At 63.5% G+C, this 23068-nt stretch carries 3 protein-coding genes; all 3 read right to left on the bottom strand.

Features of this window, described 5'->3' with window-relative positions; translation table 11 throughout:
• Positions 1-59 precede the first annotated feature (59 nt).
• From APH35_RS14440 to APH35_RS14430, 3 genes are read right to left on the bottom strand one after another with little or no spacing between them, the layout of a single operon-like run.
• Entirely contained in the window at positions 60-11888 is an 11829-nt protein-coding gene (locus tag APH35_RS14440; RefSeq protein WP_060515017.1) for a non-ribosomal peptide synthetase, read from the bottom strand.
• Positions 11889-11900: 12 nt separating this feature from the next.
• Complete coding sequence (locus APH35_RS14435) at positions 11901-15245, bottom strand: non-ribosomal peptide synthetase (RefSeq protein ID WP_060515016.1); 3345 nt, start codon at positions 15243-15245, stop codon at positions 11901-11903.
• 1 nt (position 15246) lies between these two features.
• The gene (locus APH35_RS14430; protein WP_060515015.1) at positions 15247-23067 is read right to left on the bottom strand and encodes a non-ribosomal peptide synthetase; all 7821 of its coding nucleotides are present in this window, start codon (positions 23065-23067) and stop codon (positions 15247-15249) included.
• Position 23068 lies beyond the last annotated feature (1 nt).

Here is a 23068-nt window from a genome sequence, read left to right as displayed (position 1 = left end):
CTGTGTGCTGTCGGCGTGGGGCGAGAGGTGATGGTGCCCTGTAAACCTGACAGTGACCGTTACTCGACCATGGAGCCCTCTTTCAACCAGTGCATGGCCAGACCGTCGATAACTTCACGCTGCCTGAGAATGTCGTAGTGCCCTGCCTCCACTGCATGGCTTGCCTTCGTTGCGAAAGCCCAGGCCGCGTCGCCATTGCGGCCCGCCCACCAGCATGTCGCCAAGGCTTGGGTGGGAGGCAGGCTGGTCAGGTTCAATGACAAGGCTTTCAGACGCATCGCCACCGCAAAGGTATGGGCCAGCTCCGAACTGTCGATATCGACATAAAGCGATGGCTCGGCCTGCGCAGCACGAACGGCCTCGATGGCACCCTGCAACGTCGAAACGTCCGTCCCCACGGCCAGCTCAGGTACTGCCAGGCGGTCTTTTGGCACACCCAGCAATACACTGAGGAAGCCCTGCAAATCCTCCGTCCAGTCCTCGGCCACCTCGATATGCAATGCACAGGGCACGAAGCTGTCCACCAGGCCGAGCAATGCTACCGTCTGGCCCTGACGCTCCAGCTCCTTGGTTACCAGCACCGCCAGGGTTCCCCCCAACGACCAGCCTGCCAAGCGGTATGGGCCTGCCGGCTGCTTCTGGCGGATGTATTGGGCATAGTCGATGGCCATCGCCTGCAACGATTCATCTTGCCACGTGCGGTCGAGCAGCATTCGGCACTGCACGCCATAAACACTGCAATGCCCCTCCAGGCGACGCGCCAGCGGCTCATAATCGAATACCGTGCCGAAACCTGCATGCAGGCAGAACAACGGTGTGGCATGGGCCACGCGGGTGTTGAGCAACAACACAGGATCCAGGCAGGCTTCATCCGCCGAATAACCTGACAGCTCACCAATGGTCGGTTTGGCCATCACGTCACGCAACTTCAGATCCAGCGCCAAATCGCTGTGCGCACGCACTTTGGAGAGCATTTTCAGCACCCGAAGCGAATCCCCCCCCAGCTCGAAGAAGTTGTCGTCGACTCCAATCGACTCAACACCCAGCACGTCTTGCCAGATGTGCGCCAAGGCCAACTCGGCTTCATTGCGCGGTGCCCGGTGCTGCCGATGCGCGGCAAAATCAGGCGCCGGCAGCGCCTTGCGGTCGACCTTGCCATTGGGCGTCAACGGCATCGCCTCCAGCACCACCAGTTGCGCCGGGACCATGTAGTCCGGCAGCTCGGTACGCAGGGCTTCACGCAGTTGTGCCGGGTTCGTATTCTCGCTGCCACTGACCACATAACCCACCAGCTGCTTGCCGGTGGCGCCTTCACGCGCCACCACAACCGCATCACGGACATCGGCCAAGTTGCGCAAGCGCGCCTCGATCTCGCCCGGCTCGATACGGAACCCGCGGATTTTCAACTGGTTGTCCAGCCTGCCGATGAAGTCCAAGGTGCCATCGGCACGGCGGCGTACGCGGTCACCAGTGCGATAAAGACGCGCGCCTTCCGCGAACGGGTCCGCGACAAAACGCTCGGCGGTAAGCGCTGCACGCTGGTGATACCCCCGCGCCAGCCCTTCACCGCCGATATAGAGCTCACCCGCCACGCCATCAGGCAACGGGTTGAGGTCCTGGTCGAGTACCTGCAAGGTCCGCAGGCCCACACGATCGCCAATCGGCGCATACACCGCCTGACAGGACTGATCGGCCGATACCTTCCACAGCAGGGGTGTCACCACCGTCTCGGTAGGCCCGTACCCGTTGGTCAGGTACTGTGGCCTTAGCGTGCGCTTGACCAGCTCGAACAACGCATCGGGCACCGCATCGCCACCAAAGCAGTAGATACGCACTGGCGGTGCAACCTGTTGCTGGCTCTCGCCGAACTCGGCCAACTGCTGCAGATACGCCGGAGGGAAGCAGGCGATATCGATGCGTTGCTCATGCAGCACCTGCCAGGTTTCCTCTGCCGTCCACAGGCGATTGCCACGGATCACCAGGCAGCCACCCGACGACAGCGTCGACAGCCAGCGCTCTTGCGCGCCGTCGAAAGCGAATGACATGAACAGCAGCTCACGGGTGCTTTCGTCCATCTCATAAAGTTCGGCAATGGCTTGGCAGTGCATGCGGATCTGCCCATGGCTGACGGCCACCCCCTTGGGCTTGCCAGTCGAACCCGAGGTGTAGATCAGGTACGCCAGGTTGTCATCTTCCACCCGCGCGCGTGGCACACCGTCAGGCAGGCCCGCCAGCGCCAGGCGGTCAAGCTCTACGATTCGCCCAACCGTGTCGAAACGCTGGCTCAAGGCACTGTTGGTCAGCAGCAGGTGCATGGCCGAGTCTTCGACAATCCATTGCAAACGGTCCTGCGGATAATCAATGTCCAGCGGTACATAGGCAGCACCGGTCTTCATCACGGCAAGGAAGGCAACGATCACCTCGACCGAACGCTCCAGGGCAATACCGACCGTACTCTCCGGCTTGGTGCCCAAGGCGATCAGATGGTGCGCCAGGCGGTTGGCGCGCTGGTCGAGTTGCGCATAGCTCAACTGCTGATCACCACATACGACGGCCAGGGCGTCAGGCCGCAACCGAGCGTGCTCGGCAATGCTCCGGGCCAGATGCGCAACATGCGTCGTAGCTGCCGCCAGCGTGTTGCGCTGACGGGCCTGCTGGCTCTGCTCCAGTGTCAGCATGTCGAGGCTGCCCAGCGTGGCATCCGGGTTATCCAGCATGCCCTCGAGCAGCCGCTCGAAGCTGCCGCGGATAACAGCCACTGCGGCCTCGCTGAAGCTGCCACGCAGGTACATGAACTCTACCGAAAGCGTCTCGCTCAAGTGCACGGCCAGGTCCATCGCATAGTTGGTGACGCCGCGCTCGCTCACAGCACCAAACTGCAACGCACTGTCGCCACTGTCGTTCAGGCGTTCGTCCAGCGGGTAGTTCTCGAACACGATAATGCTATCGAACAACGGTTGCCCCGGGCGCCCCGCCCAGCGCTGAACATTCGACAGCGTGGCATGTTCATGGTCACGCAGCTCAAGGTTGTAGGCTTGCAGTTGCTGCAACCAGTCGTTGACACGCCAATGTGCAGCAGGCGCCTGGACGACAGGCAGTGTGTTGATGAACAAACCGAGCATGTTGTCCACCCCCGGCAAATTCGCCGGCCGGCCAGCCACGGTGGCGCCAAAACAGACAGCCTGCTGCCCGCTATAGCGCTGCAGCAGCAGCAACCAGGCAGCCTGTACCAGCGTATTGGGCGTTACCCGCAAGCGTTGAGCCTGGGCGCGCAGGCGCTCGGTTCGCCTGGCATCCCAATACAGGTACAGCGCGGCATGCCCAGGCAAGTTGGCATCCGGTCGTGGCAGCAACGTCTGCTCCAGCAGGGTCGAGCTTTCAAGGCTGCCAAGCTTGCGCGTCCAGAACGCCTCCAGCTCATCCTGGGGCTGCGCCTCGAGCCAGCGGATATAGTCTCCGAAGCGCGGTACCAGGGTATCCAGCGCTTGCCCGTGATAAGCCTGGAACACTTCACCCAACAGCCGCGAGTTGCTCCAGCCATCCATCAGGATGTGATGGCGGGTCCAGATCAGTTGCATGCGCTGTTCATCCAGGCGCACCAGCGTTACCCGCATCAACGGTGCCTGCGACAGGTCGAAGGCCAGCTCGGCATCAGCATCGACCAGTGCCTGCAAAGCGTCGGCCTGGTCATCACGCGCACGCCAGTCCAGCACACGGATCGGCAGCTCGACATGGCGATGGACGATTTGCAGTGGCTGTGCCAGTTGCGCGTCTGACCAGAAGCTGGTGCGCAGAATGTCATGACGCGCCACCACCTGCTTCCATGCCTGGGTGAAGCGTTCGATATCCAGGCCGTCGACCGCAACCGATGTCTGGTTGAGATAGAGCGCAGCGTCCCCTCCCTGGTCGCTGTAGAACAACATGCCTTGCTGCATCGGCGACAGAGGGTAGATAGCGTCAACCTGCGCCACCGGCACCGGCAAGTGCTGCAACTGCGTCTGGGTCAGGCCGGCCAGCGAAGGTTGTTGGCTACTTGTCACCGGGTCATCGGCAACCTGCTCACCCACCTCGGCTACAGCGGCCAATTGCTCAACGGTCTGATACTGGAACAATTGCTTGGGTGTGAAGCGGATACCCGCCTGGCGCGCGCGACTCACCACTTGTATCGAAATGATCGAGTCACCACCGAGCTCGAAGAAGTTGTCCGTTACCCCGACTTGCGCCACTTTCAATACGGCACCCCAGATATCCGCCAACTGCCGCTCGAGCGCGTTGCGCGGAGCCACATGCTCGCCCTGCGACTGCGTCTGATCGATATCCGGGAGGCGTTTGCGGTCGAGCTTGCCACTTGGCGTCATGGGCATGTGCGCGAGCAGCATCAGGTAGGTCGGCACCATGTAATCCGGCAAGCCGGCCTTCAGAGACTGCTTCAGCGTTGCCCGCAGCTCCGCCTGATCCGCGCCCTGGTCAACCGCGACCACATAGCCGCACAGCTGCTTGACGCCGGCGTGGTCGACAACGATCACTACAGCCTGGCGAACCTGTGGGTGCGCCTGCAAGTGCTGCTCGATTTCCCCCAGCTCGATGCGGAAACCGCGAACTTTCACCTGATGGTCGGCCCGACCACGGTAGGCAAGTTCACCCTGCTCATCGAAGTAACCCAAATCGCCGGTGCGGTACAAGCGAGCCCCCGCTGTTTCGGCCAGCGGGTCAGGGATGAAGCGCTCCGCCGTCAACGACGGGCGCTGGTGATAACAGCGTGCCAGGCAGCCGTCACCTCCGATGTACAACTCACCCGGCACGCCAATCGGTGTAGGCAACAGGCCGTCGTCCAAGGCACGCAGGGTACGCCCGGCCAACGCGCGGCCAATCGGTACACCGCTATGTGCCGCAGGCACCTGCGCAAGCCGTGAGCAATCGTACGTGGTCGCCACCACGGTGGCCTCGGTAGGGCCGTAGGTATTGAGCAGACGCACCTGCGCCGGCCCATCCTCCAGCCAGGCCTGCAACCCGTCCAGGGCCACCGCCTCACCCCCCACATGAATCTGCTTCAGCTGGCCATAGGCAACTGCAGCGCGACGGTCCAGCGCCAACAAGCGCCAGTAGGCTGCCGGCAAGTCAGCCACCGTAATGCCGTGGCGGATGACCTGCGTGCTGAATGTGTCTGTGTCCCACAGCTGCTGATCGCGCATCACCACGCAGGCGCCCCGTGACAATGGCGGGAAGAACTGCTCGATGAACCCGTCAAAACTGAACGTGGCGAACTGTAGCACCCGGTCATCCGGCGTCAGTCGCGAATAACCACTGGCAACTTCACAGAAGACTGACAGTGCCTGGTGAGCAATGGCCACCCCTTTCGGCATGCCCGTGGAGCCGGAGGTGTAGATGACATAGGCCAGGCTGTCGAGCGAGACCTCACATGACAGCGGCTGCTCACTGCAGTCTTGCAGCCAGTCCTCACCTGACTGTAGCTCGATACATGGCAACTCAGCAGGGACCGGCATGCGCGCCATCGCCTCGGCGTCACCCAGCAGCAGGCCGATGCCACTGTCCTCGATCAGGTAGGTCAGGCGGTCCTGCGGGTAATCCGGATCCAGCGGGACGTATGCCGCCCCGGCTTTGTGGATGGCAATCAAGGCCACGGCCAGCGCCAACCCACGCTCGGCGGCAACCCCAACCAGGCTGTTGGCGGTAACACCGTGCGCAGTCAGCAGATGCGCCAGACGATTGGTGCGCAGGTCCAACTCTCGGTAAGTCAGCTGTTGCTCGCCGAACACCAGCGCTGTCGCACCGGGACGCTCTCGGGCCTGCAACTGGAACAACTGGTGAGCGCACAGGCCCGACGGGCTAACTGCCTCGCTTTGGTTCCAGTCATGCAGCAAAAGTTGGCGCTCTGCATCTCCCAGCATCGGCAGCTCGCCGATCGCCACCGAGGCATCATTTACCAGCGCCCGCAGCAGGTTGCCGAAGTGCTCGGCCAAACGCTGGATAGCCTCGTCGTCCCAACTGCCGCGGTTGTGACTGTACTGAATGGCCAAGGTGTCACTTAAGGTGGCCGCCAGGGTCAGCGGGTAGTTGGTCTGCTCCAGGTTGGCCACCGGACCAAAGCGCAAACCATCGGGTGCACCTTCCTGCAAGGCCTGGGAAACCGGGTAGTTCTCGAACACCAGCAAGCTGTCGAACAGCGCTTCGCCACCCAAGCCGGCCCAGCGTTGTACCTCATTCAACGGGGTATGCTCGAAGTCACGCAAGGCCAGGTTGCAGGCTTGCACCTGGGCAACCCATTCGGCAACGGTCTGTTCGCTGCGCGGCGCACCGACGACTGGGAGGGTATTGATGAACAGGCCGATGTGTTCTTCCACCCCTGGCAGATCCGCCGGACGCCCAGCCACAGTGGCGCCAAAGCAAACGGCAGATTGACCGGTATAGCGTTGCAGCAGCAGCAACCAGGCTGATTGCACCAAGGTATTGACGGTGACCCGGTTGGCACGTGCAAAATTTTCGATGCGCTGGGTCGTCGAGTGGTCGAACAACTGATAGTGCTCACCCTGGCCTGACTGCGGCGCAGTGCTTCGGCGTACTACCTGAGCCAGCCGGGTCGACTCCTCCAGCGGTGCCAGTTGGTCCTTCCAGAACGCTTCGGCTGCTGCCGCGTCCTGGCGTTGGAGCCAGGCGATATAGTCACGATAAGGTGCGGCCGGCGCCGTTGCTTGCTGCCCGGCGTAATGCTGCAACACCTCGCCCAGCAGGCGCGAAGTGCTCCAGCCATCCATCAGGATGTGATGGTTGGTATAGATCAGGTGGTGGCTGTCATCTGCCGTGCGCACCAGGGTCAGCCGCTGCAACGGAACCTGGTCCAGCGCGAAGCCGGTTTGTCGGTCGCTCTCGGCCAGACGTTGCAGCTGCTCCGACGCTGGCTGACCACGCCAATCGTGCTCGGCCAAGGCCTGCACGACCTGCTTGTGTACCACTTGCACAGCCTGGTCGAGCTCTCCCTGCCAGATAAAGCCACTGCGCAGGATCGCGTGCTTATCCACCGCCGCCTGCCAGGCCTGGCGGAAGCGTTCCACGTCCAGCCCCTGAACATCCACGCGCAACTGGTTGATGTAGTCGCCGGACTGCTGTTCGTAAAGCGTATGGAACAACATGCCCTGCTGCATCGGCGACAGCGGGTACACATCGGCTATCTGTTCGGCCTCTATCGGCAGGTTGTCCAGTTGCGCCTGGGTAAGGTCAGCCAACGGGAAGTCCGAAGGCGTCACGCCACGGTGCTGCGGTTGGCGGCAATGATCGATCAGTAGCGCCAGCTCTTGCGCATAATCGTCGGCCAGGTGCTGGATGGTGGCTGTATCGAAAATGTCCCGGCTGAAGCGCCAACCCAGTTTCAGCTCCCCACCGTACACCTGCCCGTTCAGTGCCAAGAGGCTGCCCAACGGGGCACTTTCATCTTGGGTGGCACCGCCGTACTCCTTGGCCGGCACGAACAACCCTGCCTGCTGGTCGAAGCTGGCGTCGAACTGGCCGAGGTAGTTGAACACGACCTCACCCCGTGGCAATGCCGCCAGGGTCGCTTGCGCTTCAGGGCTACCCAAGTAGCGCAGCAGGCCATGGCCAAGGCCTTTGTTGGGTACCGCGCGCAACTGCTCCTTGATGGTCTTGAGCGAGTTGACCAGCCCGGCCTGTGGGCTGAGCCTGACCGGGTACATGCTGGTGAACCAGCCCACACTGCGGCTCAGGTCGCCGCCCTCGAACAGGTCTTCACGGCCATGGCCTTCCAGGCGTACCAGTACCTCGGCACGACCGGTCCAGCGGCTGATCACTCGCGCCAGGGCTGTCAGCAACAAGTCATTGATCTGCGTTCGGTAGGCGGCCGGCGCTTCCTGCAGCAGTTGTCGGGTCAGTTCGCGGTCCAGCTGGGTGCTGACCGAGGCGGCATGGCGTTCGAGGTTGCTGCCTTGCGGGCGGTCGCACGGCAAGGCATCACTGGCGCCTTGCAGTTGCGCCTGCCAATACCCCAGTTCCGCTTGCAGCTGCGCGCTGGCTGCATAGTCCTGCAGCTGCTCGGCCCAGGCCTTGAACGAGGTGGTCTTGGGCTGCAGTTTCAACGGCTGCCCATCGCGCAGCGCCTCATAAGCCTGCTGCAGATCTTCCAGCAGCACACGCCACGACACACCGTCCACCACCAGATGATGGATGACCAGCAGCAAGCGCTGGCCGCCGCCTGGCAAATCGGCCAGAACGGCGCGCAGCAGCGGCCCATGCGTCAGACTCAAGCTGCGTTGCGCCTCGTCAGCCAGCTGCGTCAACGCCTCGGAATCTACCACCGTACGACGCCATAACAGGGCGTGCTCTGCATCGCCGAACTCGGCCTGCCAGCGGCCATGCGCCTGGGTAAACTGCAAGCGCAAGGCATCATGGTGCGCCACCAACGCCTGCACGGCCGCTTGTAGGTGATGTTCGTCCAACACCTCGCTGGTTTGCAGCATCACCGATTGGTTCCAGTGGTGGCGCTCGACGATATCTGACTCGAAGAACCAGTGCTGGATCGGCGTCAGCGGCATGCTCCCCACTACCCGTCCCTGGTCGATCAACGTACTCACCTCACGCCGAGCAACCGCAGCCAAACCTTGCACGGTCTGGTGCTGGAACAGGTCTTTGGGCGTGAACTGTATGTCCACCTGGCGAGCACGGCTGACCACCTGCAGCGACATGATCGAATCGCCGCCCAGCTCGAAGAAGTTGTCGGCAAGGCCCACTCTTTCCAGCTTGAGCACGTCGGCCCAGATGGCCGCGATCTCTCGTTCCAGCTCGGTTTGCGGTGCCACGTACTCGCCCTGCAACAAGCTCGCATCAGGCGCAGGCAAGGCCTTGCGGTCGAGCTTGCCGTTGCCGGTCAGCGGCAGCTGCTCCAGGAACAGCAAATGCGCGGGCACCATATGCTCGGGCAGGCTTGCCTTCAGTTCGCTTCGCAGGCTGTCACGTAGCCTGGCCTGCTGCTCGGTGTCCTGCAGCACCTCAGACTCAACTGGCACCACGTAACCCACCAGTTGCTTGCCACTGGCGGCATCCACCGCCAGCACCGCCACTTGCCGTACCGCTGGTTGTTCGATCAGGCGTGCTTCGATCTCGCCCAGCTCGATACGGAAACCGCGAATCTTCACTTGATGATCGATTCGCCCGATGTACTCGATGACGCCATCGCTGCGGTAACGCGCCAGGTCGCCCGAGCGGTACAGGCGCCCGCCATTGCCATCGAACGGGTTCGGTACGAAGCGCTCGGCTGTCAGCCCGGGGCGGCCATGATAGCCACGCGCCAGGCCCGCCTGGCCAATCAACATTTCCCCCGTGCAACCCGGCAGAATCGGGTTCAATGCTGCATCGAGCAAGTACCACGACAGGTCGGGAATCACCTCGCCAATCGGGCTGCTGGCACCTTTGTGCAAGTCTTCGAAAGTGACCGGCCGATACGTCACGTGCACGGTGGTTTCGGTGATGCCATACATGTTGATCATGCGCGGCCGACGGTCGCCGAATACCTCGAACCAAGGCTTCAGGCTGCTCACTTCCAGGGCTTCGCCACCGAACACCACGTGCCGCAGGGCCAGGCCCTGCCCCGCTTTCATCGCCTCGCAGGCCACCGGGATCAGCGGCTTGAACGCAGAAGGTGTCTGGTTGAGTACGGTGACCTGCTCGCGAACCAGCAATGCGTGGAAGTCTTCACTGGAGCGCGCCACATCCTTGGGTACGATGATTGCCTTACCGCCATACAGCAACGCGCCGTACAACTCCCACACCGAGAAGTCGAAGGCGTAGGAATGGAACACCGTCCACACATCGCTGGCATCGAAGTTGAACCAGTGCTGGGTGGCCGCAAACAGGCGTACCACATTGCGGTGTGGCAACAGCGTGCCTTTGGGCTTGCCGGTTGAGCCGGAGGTATAGATCACATAGGCCAGGTTGTCTGGGGTCACTCGGCACACGGGGTTGGCGTCGCTGTAGCCCGCGAGGCCGGCGTGGCCATCCAGCACAAGGGTTTTCACCCCTGCCGGTACTGGCAGCGCATCACGCAAATGCTGCTGGGTCAGCAACAGATGAATGCCGCTGTCCTGGAACATGTAGCTGAGACGGTCCTGTGGATACTCTGGGTCCAACGGCACATAGGCAGCGCCAGCCTTGAGTATGCCCAGCAGGCCGATGACCATTTCCAGGCTGCGCTCCACAGCCAGGCCAACCAGCACATCCGGCCCGGCGCCCAGTTCCAGTAGTTTGTGTGCCAGTTGATTGGCGCGGCGGTTGAGCTCGGCGTAACTCAGGGAACGCTCACCGAACACCAGCGCCACGGCATCTGGGGCGGCCTCGACCTGGGCTTCGATCAGTTGGTGAAGTGGCCGCTCTGCCGGGTAGTGGGCCAGCGCCGGGTTCCAGGCGCGCTCGATCTGCTGCTGCTCCTGCTGGCCGATCAACGGCAGCTCGACGATCCGCTGCCCAGGCTGGCGAACGATGGCCTCCAGCAGGTTCACCCAGTGCCGTGCCATCTGCTCGATGGTGGCAGCATCGAACAGGTCGACCGCGTAGCTCAACGCGGCGCCAAGGCTGTGTTCGTATTCGAAGGTATCCAGGGTCAGGTCGAACTTGGCCGTGTCGTGATCCCAGCTCAGCCCCTCCACGTGCAACCCTTGCACGCTGCGTTGCTTGCCCTTGGCCTGCATCTGGTGGTTGTACATCACCTGGAACAGCGGGCTGTGGCTCAGGCTACGCTCTGGTTGCAAAACCTCGACCAGTTGCTCGAAGGGCAAGTCCTGATGGCTTTGCGCCCCCAACGCTCGCTGCTTGACCTGCTCCAGCAACTCGCTGAAGGTCATCTGCAGATCGAACTCAGCGCGCAACACTTGGGTGTTGACGAAAAAGCCAATCAGCCGCTCGGTTTCTACCCGATTACGGTTGGCAACCGGCACCCCGACGCGAATGTCCGGCTGCCCGCTATAGCGGTGCAACAATGTCTGGAAGCTGGCCAGCAGCAGCATGAACAAGGTCGCACCCTGCTGTTGGGCAAGCTGCTTGAGTGAATGCACCAACGCGTCCGGCAGCCGAACCTCGTGCCGGGCGCCACGGTGGCTATTGGCGGCAGCACGTGGGCGGTCGGTCGGCAACTCAAGCACCGGCTGGTCATCGCCAAGCTGCGCCTTCCAGTACGCCAGTTGGCGCTCTTGCTCACCCGCTTCCATCCACTGACGCTGCCAGATCGCATAGTCGGCATATTGCACTGGCAACGTTGGCAGCTGCACGTCTTCACCTTGGCTGTATCCCGCATACAGCTGCATCAGCTCGTCGATCATCAGTGGCATCGACCAGCCATCGGAGACGATGTGATGCATTGTCACCACCAGCACATGCTCGTCCTGCGCAAGGCGCAGCAACTTGACCCGTAGCAGCGGCCCCTGCTGCAGGTCGAATGGGCGACGCGCCTCGGCCTGCACCTGCTCCAGCACGTCACGCTCAGCGGCGCTCTGCAGCATCAGGATGTCGAGCACCAAGGTGATTTCGGGGTGAATGACCTGGACGGTACCCTGCGCCTCTTCCCTGAAGAGTGTACGCAGGGTCTCGTGGCGGGCGATCAAGGCTTGGAAACTGCGCTGCAAAGCCTCGGCATCCAAGCGGCCGCGCAGACGCAGCGCAGCCGGGACGTTGTACGTCGGTGCACCAGGGTCAAGTTGCCACAGAAACCACTGCCGCTGCTGGGCATACGACAGCGGTAGGGAGGCTTCAGGCTCACGCTTGAAGATCGGGGTGACGCCATAAAGGTTCACCCCCTGCTGCTTGAGCAAGGCTGCCAGGGCCTGGCGCTCTTTGGTGGACAGTAGCTTTACAGACTCAAGCAGCTCTTGCACAGTAAAAATCTCCTAAGAAAGCAGCTTTTCAATTTCCTCCGTAGATAGACGTTTCAAGGCCTCCAGGGATTTAGCCAGTTCGTTCTGAACGGGGTCCGCCAGCGGTGCCAGTTGCTCCAACTGCGTGCAGTAGTCGCCAAGCACAGGGTTTTCGAACAGTGCCTTCAGGCTGACCGCCAACCCCGCCTGCTCCTGGACACGACCGGTCACCTGGGTGGCGATCAGCGAGTGCCCGCCAAGGAAGAAGAAATTGTCGTTCAGGCCAACCCGTTCGATTTTCAGTACATCGGCCCAGATAGCGGCCACCTGCTGCTGCAGCGGCGTACGCGGCGGCACATGGGCCTCTGCGAGCTGGGCAGTGTCCGGGCGCGGCAGCGCCTTGCGGTCCAGCTTGCCGTTGGGCGTGAGTGGCAGTCTGTCCATCAGCACCAGGTGGGAGGGCACCATGTACTCCGGCAAGCTCTTGCGCAGCGCAGCCCGCAGGTTTTCACGCAGCGTCTCCTGTGCGGCCACATCGGCCATCACGCGGGCATCGGTAGGCACGACATAGGCCACCAGGTGTTGCCCCGCCGGCCCGTCGATGGCCATGACCACGGTTTCGCGCACCGCCTCTTGCTGCAGGCGGGTTTCGATCTCACCCAGTTCGATCCGAAAGCCGCGGACCTTCACCTGATGATCCACCCGGCCGACGTACTCCAGCACACCGTCGGGGCGATAGCGGGCAAGGTCACCGGTACGGTAGATACGCCCGCCCTGCTCATCGAAAGGGTTGGGCAAGAACCGCTCAGCACTGAGCCCCGGGCGTTTCAGGTAACCACGGGCCAACCCGGCACCGGCCAGGTACAATTCGCCTACCGCCCCCGCCGGCACAGGTTGCAAGCCGCCGCTCAGTACATAGGCTGCACTGTTGTCCAACGGCCGGCCGATATTGGCCTTGCCGCCAGCGGCCCTGAGCGTGCAGGTAGAGTAGGTAGTGTCCTCGGACGGGCCGTAAAGGTCGTACACATCGCTCACATGCTCCAAGCGGTACAAATCGTCGACGATCGACTGCTTTAGCGCTTCGCCGCAAAGGTTGATGATTTTTACCGACGGCGGAATGTTGCCGGTTTCGCACAGCTGCTTGATGGCCGACGGCACGGTATTCACCAGCCGCACCCGGTCCCTGGCCGCCAGGTCAGGCAGTTCAAGGGCGTTGGCAGCCAACACCGCATAGCCACCAGCCGACAAGGTGACGAACAGCTCCCATACCGACAGGTCGAAGCAGATCGAGGTGGAGAAAAGCACACCGCACAGGTCCGCCTGGCTGTATACCGACAGCGACCAGCCGATCAGGGCCGCCACGCTGCGGTGCTCGATTTGCACCCCCTTGGGCTTGCCGGTGGAGCCTGATGTGTAGATGCAATAGATGAGGTTGCGGGCGGTGGTCAAACAGGCCAGGTCAGTATCCGGGTAGCCGTCGAGCGTCAACTGATCGAGCAGCAGCGTACGCGACTGGAACTGCGCAGGCATGCGCGTGATCAGGCTGGTCTCTGACAAAAGCAGGATCGCCTGGCTGTCATCGAGCATGTATTCCAGACGGTCCTGCGGGTATTCCGGGTCCAGCGGCACGTAGGCGCCACCCGCCTTGAGGATAGCCAGCAAGCCCACGACCATCTCCAGGCTGCGCTGCATGGCAATGCCCACCAGCACATCCGGGCCGACACCCTGCTCGCGCAGCTTGTGCGCCAGTTGATTGGCCCGGCGATTGAGTTCGCCATAGCTCAGCGTCTGCTCGCCAAAAATCAGCGCTGGCGCATCTGGGGCTTTCGTCACTTGTGCTTCGAACAGCTGGTGAATACAGCTGTCATCAGGGTAGCTGGCCAGGGTCGCGTTCCAGCCTTCGACGATCTGCTGATACTCATGATCGTCCAGCAGGGCAAGGTCGGCGATGCGCTGAGCAGGCTGTTCAATGATGACCGTCAGCAGATTCTGCCAATGCCGGGCGAACGTGCGAGCAGTCGAAGCATCGAACAGGTCGGTGGCGTAGATCAGCGCCGCGCCGATACCCTTGTCATGCTCGTAGGTTTCCAGAGTCAGGTCGAACTTGGCGGTATGGTTGTCCCACGCCACGGCTTGCACTTCCAGCCCCGGCAAGCTGTGCTGCTCACCCCGGGCCTGGGTCTGATGGTTGTACATCACCTGGAACAGCGGGCTGTGGTTAAGGCTACGCTCTGGCTGCAGGGCCTCTACCAGCTGTTCGAACGGCAGGTCTTGGTGAGCCTGGGCCTCGACGACCCGCTGTTTGACCTGGCCGAGGAACTCGCTGAAAGACATCTGCACATCGAACTCGGCGCGCAGCACCTGGGTGTTGACGAACAACCCCACCAGGCGCTCGGTTTCCACACGGTTGCGGTTGGCCACCGGCACTCCGACGCGGATATCAGATTGCCCCGAATAACGGTGCAACAGGGTCTGGAAGCTGGCCAGCAGCACCATGAATGGCGTCACGCCCTGTTGCTGGGCGAACTGTTTGAGTGCATGTGCTTGCTGCTCGTGCAGGTCGATCGCCAGCCGCTCGCCCTTAAGGCTGCTGACCGTAGGTCGCGGGCGGTCCGTCGGCAATTCCAGCACGGGGTCCTCGCCCCCCAGTTGGGCGGTCCAGTAAGCCAGCTGCCGCTCCTGCTCACCGGCCTCCATCCAGCTGCGTTGCCAGATAGCATAGTCGGCGTACTGGATCGGCAGGGTAGGCAACTGCACGTCGCCCTCCTGGTTGTATGCTGCATACAGGCGCACCAACTCTTCCACCATCACTGGCATGGACCAGCCGTCAGCAATGATGTGGTGCAGCACCAGCACCAGCACATGCTCTTGAGCATTCAATTGCAGCAGTTTCACCCGCAGCAATGGGCCGTTTTCCAGGTCGAAGGTTTGACGGGCCTCACGCTCCACCTGCTCGCGCAGGGCATGTTCGCCGGCACCGTTCAAGTGCTCGTAGGCCACGGTCAATGGCAGGCTCGGGTGAACCACTTGTACCACCTTCTCGCCCTGTTGGCTGAAGGTTGTACGCAGCGCTTCATGCCGGACCAGCAACGTGTCGAAGGCACGCTGCAGAGCGGCCCGGTCCAGCTCGCCCTTGAAGCGCAAGGCCGAAGAGATGTTGTACACCGCGCTGTTCGGGTCGAGCTTCCACAGGAACCACTGTCGCTGCTGGGCGAAGGAAAGCGGCAGTTGCGCAAATTCCCCACGCACCTGCGGGATGGGCAACTGCGCCAGGCTGCTGCCCTTGGAGGCCAGCTTTTCCAGAAACAGCCTGCGCTGCTCGAGTGGCAGCCGAATGAAGCGGTGAACCAGGTCGGTGTTGCGGGTATCGGTGCTCATCTCAAACTGCCTCAAGCTCATTCATGAAGTCGTGGAACTCGTCCAGGTCAGCCGTGCGGTCAGTGCTTGCAGCGCTGACCGCGGCGGCGTAATCGCGTAGGTTGTCGGTCTGGAAAATCAGGGCCAGTGGTGTCTCGGCCCCCAGTTCCATCTGCAGGCGCGCCACCGCTTGTGTGGCCAACAGCGAATGCCCGCCGAGTTGGAAGAAGTTATCGGTCAGCCCAACCCTTTCCAGTTTCAGCACATCCGCCCAGATCGCCGCGATCTGCTGCTCCAGCTGGCTCTGCGGGGCAACGTATTCACGCTGCAGCAGGCTGGCATCCGGCTGCGGCAGGGCCTTGCGGTCCAGCTTGCCGTTCGGCGTCACCGGCAGCTTGCCGAGCAGCAGCAGGTGCGCCGGCACCATGTAGTCCGGCAGGCCAACCTTGAGGGCCTCGCGCAGGCTGTCGCGCAATGCGCTTTGGTCTTGCGTGCTGTCGACAGGCACCACGTAGCCCACCAGTTGCTTGCCGCTCGGCCCGTCCTGGGCCAGCACCACAGCTTCCTGCACGCTCGGCAGCTCCAGCAGGCGCGCTTCGATCTCGCCCAGCTCGATGCGCAGGCCACGGATCTTCACCTGATGGTCAATACGCCCGGCGTAGTCGATCACCCCGTCGGCGCGGTAGCGCGCCAGGTCACCGGTGCGGTACAGGCGACCACCGTTGTCACTGAACGGGTCCGGCACGAAGCGCTCGGCGGTCAGCGCCGGCCGCTGGTGATAACCACGGGCCAGGCCCACGCCGCCCAGGTACAGCTCGCCGGCACTGCCGCGCACGGCGGGTTGCAGGCTGCCTTCCAGGATGTGGGTTTTCAGGTTGTCGATCGGCTGGCCGATCGGCACGCTGATGCTTTCGTCTGGCTGGCAGGTCCAGTGAGTGACGTCGATGGCCGCTTCGGTCGGGCCGTAGAGGTTGTACAGGCCGGCCGCTGGCAGACGTTGCAAGGTTTGGCGCGCCAGCTCGGCCGGCAGCGCTTCACCGCTGCACACCACGCGCTTGAGGCTGACGCAGCTCTCGACCGCTTCGTGGGTCATGAACGCCTGCAGCATCGACGGCACGAAGTGCAGCGTACTGATGCCATGGTGATTGATGGTTTCCACCAACAATTGCGGGTCGCGATGAGCACCCGGCTGGGCCATGACCAGGCGGGCACCGGTCATCAGCGGCCAGAAGAACTCCCACACCGACACGTCGAAGCTGAACGGGGTCTTCTGCAGCACACTGTCGCTGGCGTCCAGGCCATAGGCCTTCTGCATCCACCACAGGCGGTTGACCAGGGCCTGATGGCTGTTGCCGGCGCCTTTCGGGCGGCCGGTGGAGCCGGAGGTGTAGATCACATAGGCCAGGTTCAGCGGCGCCACGTCGAGGTTCAGGTTGCCATCGCTGTAGCCGCTCAGGTCCTCGGTATCCAGGTCCAGGCTGCGCAGGCCGGCTGGAATCGGCAGGGCCTCGCGCAGGTGCGACTGGGTCAGCAGCAAGGCAATGCCGCTGTCGTCGAACATGTAGCTCAGGCGGTCCTGCGGGTACTCAGGGTCCAGCGGCACGTAAGCGCCGCCGGCTTTCACGATACCCAGCAGGCCAATGACCATCTCCAGGCTGCGCTGCATGGCGATGCCCACCAGCACATCGGGGCCAACGCCCTGTTCGCGCAGCTTGTGCGCCAGCTGGTTGGCACGGCCATTCAGTTCGGCATAGCTCAGGCTCTGCTCGCCAAACACCAGCGCCGGAGCATCCGGGGTGGCGAACACCTGGGCCTCGATCAGCTGATGAATGCTGCGCTCATCCGGGTACGCGGCCTGGGTATCGTTCCAGCCTTCGACCATTCGTTGTTGTTCCGCTTGGCCCAGCATTGGCAGCTCGCCGATAACGGCATCTGGACGCTCGACCAGCGCCTGCAGCAAGTTGGCAAAGTAGCCAGCCAGGCGGCCGATCGTCTCGTCGCTCCACAGCGCACGGTCGTGGCTGTAGTGCATCGACAAGGTGGCGCCCAGTTCCACCACCAGGGTCAGCGGGTAGTTGGTCTGCTCCTGCACCGCGACGTCGCCAAAGCGCAGGCCACCCGGCGCGCCCTGCTGCAACGCTTCGGCCACCGGGTAGTTTTCGAACACCAGGATGCTATCGAACAGCGCTTCGCCGCCCTGCCCCGCCCAACGCTGCACGTCGTACAGCGGCGTGTGCTCGAACTCGCGCACGGCCAGGTTGCCGGCCTGCACCTGGCCGATCCACTCGGCCACGCGCTGCTCGGCACGCGGCGCGCCGATCACCGGCAAGGTGTTGATAAACAGGCCGATCTGCTCTTCCACGCCTGGCAGGTCTGCTGGGCGCCCGGCCACGGTGGCGCCGAAACACACGCTGGCCTGGCCGGTGCAGCGCTGCAGCAACAGCAGCCACGCAGACTGCACCAAGGTGTTGACCGTGACCCGATTGGCCCGGGCGAAGGCTTCGATGCGTGCGGTCTGCACGCGGTCGAAGGCCAGGCGGTAGTCGCCGTAGCCACTACCACCGGCGCCAGCACTGCCGGCAATGGCCTGGGCCAGGCGGGTCGGCTCGTCCAGCGTGGCAAGCTGGGCCTTCCAGAACGCTTCGGCAACGGCTGCGTCCTGGCCTTGCAGCCAGGCGATGTAGTCGCGGTAATGCGTGGCCGGCGCTTGCGGCGCCACACCTGCATAGCGTTGCAGCACTTCACCCAACAGGCGCGAAGTGCTCCAGCCGTCCATGAGGATATGGTGGTTGGTGTAGATCAAGTGGTGGCTGGCATCGCCGGTGCGCACCAGTACCAGACGCAGCAGCGGCGCGGCGGCCAGGTCGAAGCCGCGCTGGCGCTCACCCTCGGCCAGCGTCTGCAGGGCTTGCTCCAGGGCAGGCTGGCCGCGCCAGTCGTGCTCGCTGAAGGGCAGGTCGACGGCTTTGCGCACCACCTGTACGGCCTGCACCAGCTCACCCTGCAGGACAAAACCGCTGCGCATGATGTCGTGGGCGTCCAGCGTGGCCTGCCAGGCTTGCTGAAAGCGTTGCACATCCAGCCCCTGCACTTCCACGCGCAGTTGGTTGATGTAATTGCCGGCCTGCTGGTCGTAAAGGGTGTGGAACAGCATGCCCTGCTGCATGGGCGACAGCGGGTAAACATCGGCGATCTGCGCTGCCGCCAGCGGCAGGCTGTCCAGTTGCGCCTGGGTCAACGCGGCCAGCGGGAAGTCCGACGGGGTCACCCCCTGGTGGCGGGTATCGCAGCAGTGCTCGACCAGCTCGACCAGGGCCAGTTCATAGGCGTTAGCCAAGCCTTCGATGGTTTCCGGGTGGTGCACGTCGGCGCTGTAGGTCCATTCCAGGAACAGCTCGCCGCCATACACCTGACCAGTGATGCTCAGCCAGTTGCCTAGCTGCGCGCCTGCACATTGAGTGCGGCCCGCACTTTCGCCGCTTGGGGTGAACAGTGCGCCAGCCTCACCTGCAAAGCTGGCATCGAACTGGCCCAGGTAGTTGAAGGTGACACGGGCCTGGGCGGCGCGTTGCAGTTGCCCACGCACTTGGGCATCGCCGAGGTAGCGCAGCAGGCCGTAGCCAATGCCTTTGTCCGGTACGGCGCGCAGTTGCTCCTTGATGGCCTTGATCGACTGGCCAAGGTCCACGCCCGGCGTGAGGCGCACCGGGAACAGGCTGGTGAACCAGCCCACGGTGCGGCTTAGGTCGAGGTCGTCGAACAGGTCTTCGCGGCCATGGCCTTCGAGCTGGACCAACACATTGTCTTGCGTGCTCCACTGGCACAGCGTGCGCGCCAGTGCGGTCAGCAGCAGGTCGTTGATCTGCGTGCGGTAGGCTGCCGGAGCCTGCTTCAGCAGCTTGGCAGTGCGCTCGGCATCCAACCGTGTAGCGGCGGTGCGAGCGTGGCTATTGTCCAGGCTGCCCTGTGGGTTATCGCGTGGCAATTCAGCATTGTTGTCGGCCAGCGCTTGCAACCAGTAGTCGCACTGGGCTTGCAGCGTAGGGCTGCCGGCGTGGGCGACCAGGCGTTCGGCCCAGGTTTGTACTGCAGCGGTCTTGGCGGGCAGGTTTACGGCCTGGCCGTTCAGCAATTGCTTGTAGGCTTCTTGCAGGTCTTCCAGCAGCACCCGCCACGACACGCCGTCGACCACAAGATGGTGAACCACCAGCAGCAAACGCTGCTGGCCATCGGCGAAATCGAACAGCTCGGCACGCAGCAATGGCCCCAGTTCCAGGTTCAGGCTGGCTTGTACCTCGTTGCCGGCAGCATCCAGCTCGCCTAGCGCAGCCAACTGGCGCTGGTGCAGCAACGGTGCGCTGCCCAACGGCTGGAAGCGTGCCCGCCACTGGCCATCGCCACGGGTGAAGCGCAAACGCAGGGCATCATGCTGCTCGACCACCGCACGCAAGGCGGCCTCCAGCTGTTGCAACTGTACCGGGCTGGCGGGTTTGAGCAGTACCGACTGGTTCCAGTGCGCCGGTTGCGCCACATCCATCTCGAAGAACCGCGCCTGGGCCGGCAGCAGGGCTACCTCGCCGCTGAGGGCCGTGTCCACGAGCGCCGCCGCTGGCTGCTTGGCCTCGATACGCTTGGCCACCTGCGCCAGTTGGGCGATGGTCTGTTGTTCGAACAACTGCTTGGGGGTGATCTTGATGCCCTGGCGTTTGGCCCGGGCAATGATCTGCAGGCTGAGGATCGAGTCGCCGCCCAGCTCGAAGAAGTTGTCGCTGCTGCCGACCCGCTCCAGCTTGAGCACATCGGCCCATACGGCGGCCAGCTTCTCTTCGATTTCACCTTGCGGCGCCACGAAGCCTCGGCTGACAGCGCCCGGTGCCGGCAGTGCGCGCTTGTCGAGCTTGCCGTTGGCGGTCAGTGGCAGGCGTTCGAGCAGCAGCATCTGTGCCGGCACCATGTACTCAGGCAAGCGTGCTTGCAACTGTGCCAGCAGTTGCTGCTCGGTGACGCCAGCCTCGGCGACCACATAAGCCACCAGTTGCAGGCGCTCGGCATCACTGTCCAGCGGCAGGGCCAGCACCACGGCCTCATGGACTGCGGGCAAGCCCGCCAGTAGGCGAGCCACTTCGCCCGGCTCCACGCGGTAGCCACGAATCTTCACCTGGTCGTCGGCGCGGCCAACGAACTCGATCAGGCCATCGGCAGTCAGCCGCGCACGGTCGCCGGTGCGGTACACGCGGGTACCGTCCTCGGTGGGCACGAAGCGTTCGGCCGTCAGCCCAGGCTGGCCGAGATAACCCTGGGCTACGCCCTGCCCGCCCAGGTACAACTCGCCGGGCACATGCGCCGCCAGCGGGTTGAGATAGCCATCCAGCACCTGCGCGCTAGCGTTGCCCAGTGGGCGGCCGACCGGCACCGTGCGGCAGCCTGGCACGGGCTGGCCGGGCTCGAAGGTGAGCACGCCAACCGTGGTTTCGGTCGGGCCATAGTGGTTGATCACCCGGCAACCAGGGCGCAACTCGCGGATCTTTTCCAACAGGCCCCAACTGCACGCTTCGCCGCCAAGGATCAGCGCTTCGCCAGGCAGCACATCGGCAGCGCGGGCTGCTTGCAGCAAGCCTTGCAGGTGGCTCGGCACCAGTTTCAGCACGCCAACCTGGTGCTGCGCCATGTAACTGGCGAAACCATCCGGGTCGAAAGCCAATTCCTGTGGCAGCAAGTGCAGCAGGCGGCCCGAGGCCAAGGCGCCGAACAGCACGGTATGGCCAAGGTCGGCCGCCGTGGTGGAGACCATTGCCATGCTTGCCTCTGCCGGCAATTGCAGGCGCTCCAGCACCGCCTGGGTATAACTGGCCAGCGCCCCATGGCTGATCACCACGCCTTTCGGCTGCCCGGTCGAGCCCGAGGTGTAGATGAGGTAAGCCGGCTGTCCGGGGGCGACTGCCACGTCGAGCGGGCTGTCGCTGCAGGTTGCCCAGGCGCTGTGGTCGCAGGCAATCACCTGCAGGCCATCCAGGCCCACGAAACGCGAATCACCTGGCTCGTGCAGCAGCACTGTGGCAGCACTGTCGGCAAGCAGTTGTTGCAGGCGCTCCTGCGGTTGCTGGGTGTCCAGTGGCAGGTAGGCCGCACCGGTCTTGAGCACCGCAAGCAAGGCGCTGACCCATTCGATGGAGCGCGGCAGGCACAAGGCAACGACGCTGCCTGCGCCAACACCGCGCTGGCGCAGGTAATTGGCCAGGCGGTTGGACCCTGCCTCCAGCCCGGCCTGGGTCATGAACCGGTCACCCGCACGCACGCCGCCGCGCGCCTGGCCTTGAACCATTGCCTGGCGCCACAGCCCCAGGAAGTCGCCCTGTGGATAGGCCTGTCCGGCCATTGGCAACACTACTGGTACTTCCGGGCAATCGACGATCGCCTGCTGCGGGTCGCGGACCAGTGCCTCCAGTACCTGTCGCAGCGAAACCGCCATGCGCTCGATGGTGGCCTGCTCGAACAGGTCGGTGGCGAAGGTGAAGTAGCCTTCGATACCGTCGGCCTTGTCGGCGAAGTCGAAGGCCAAGTCGAAGCGAGCATCGCCGCCGTCACGGGCAAAGCCTTCCACCTCCAGCGCGCCCAAGCGCTGACGCCCCGCCTCACTGGTGGCCACATGCTGGTTGATCTTGAACTGGAACAGCGGGTTGTGGGCCAGGTTGCGCTCAGGCAACAAGGCGTCGACCAGGTGCTCGAACGGCAACTCCTGGTGCGACTGGGCGCCGCCGATCACCTCTTTCACCTGTTCCAGCAGTGCGGTGAAAGTGGCGCGCTCGTCCACCTGCACGCGCAGCACCTGGGTGTTGATGAAAAAGCCGATCAGGCCTTCCAGTTCCTTGCGGTTACGCCCGGCATTCGGTGCACCGATACGAATGTCGGCCTGGCCGCTGTAGCGCGACAGCACCACCGCCATGGCCGCCAGTACCAGCACGAACAGCGTGTGGCCGCCCTTGCGTGCCAGGCTGCGCAGGGCCTCGGCCCGTTCGCCCGCAATATCCACGCGCACCACCGCACCGCGCTGGCTTGGCGTGGCCGGGCGTTCGAAGTCCAGTGGCAGGCTCAGCACCGGCTGCTCGTCACCCAACTGCGCTTGCCAGTAGGCCAGCTGGCGCTGAGCTTCACCGGCTTCAAGCCAGGCGCGCTGCCAGATGGCGTAGTCGGCGTACTGGATCGGCAAAGCCGGCAAATCGGCCTGCCGCCCCTCGGCCAGGGCGGTGTACAGCTGGATGAACTCCTGCACCAGCACATCGCTGGACCAACCGTCGGAGATGATGTGATGCATGCTCAGCGCCAGTACGTGCTCCTGGTCCGCCACACGCAGCAAGGTCACCCGCAGCAGCGGCCCGCTCAGCAGGTCGAACGGCTGCTTGAGGGCCGCGTCCACGGCCACGCTCAGCGATGCTGCGTCGGGCTCGCCGTCGAACATCACCAGCTCCAGGGGCAGCGGGCACGGGTCGAGGATTTCCTGGTGGAATTCACCCTCCACGCAGGCGAAGCGCGTGCGCAGCGATTCGTGGCGCTGCACCAGCGCGTCCAGCGCCTGTTGCAGCACCGCCTGGTCCAGTGCGCCTTTCAGGCGTACGGCAATGGGCACGTTGTAGGCCGGGCTGTCGGGCTCCAGTTGCCAGAGGAACAACAGGCGCTGCTGGGCGTACGACAGCGGGATGCGCGCCAGGCCCTGGCGTGCCGGCACGATGGGCAGCAGGCGGAAGCTCTGCCCGCTGGCCTGCATCTTGTCCAGGATCTGCTGGCGTTGCTCCACGGGGAGGCCGACGAAACGTTGGGCGATGCGTTGTGCTGCAGTGAGTTCCATG

The sequence above is a fragment of the Pseudomonas sp. NBRC 111132 genome (genome assembly GCF_001320565.1).
Classification (GTDB): Bacteria; Pseudomonadota; Gammaproteobacteria; order Pseudomonadales; family Pseudomonadaceae; genus Aquipseudomonas; species Aquipseudomonas putida_P.
This window is presented reverse-complemented; position numbering and strand designations above follow the sequence as displayed.

Coding starts and splice junctions, on each gene's coding strand:
- APH35_RS14435 (WP_060515016.1), bottom strand. CDS start 15,245: ATGAGCACCGATACCCGCAACACCGACCTGGTTCACCGCTTCATTCGG.
- APH35_RS14430 (WP_060515015.1), bottom strand. CDS start 23,067: ATGGAACTCACTGCAGCACAACGCATCGCCCAACGTTTCGTCGGCCTC.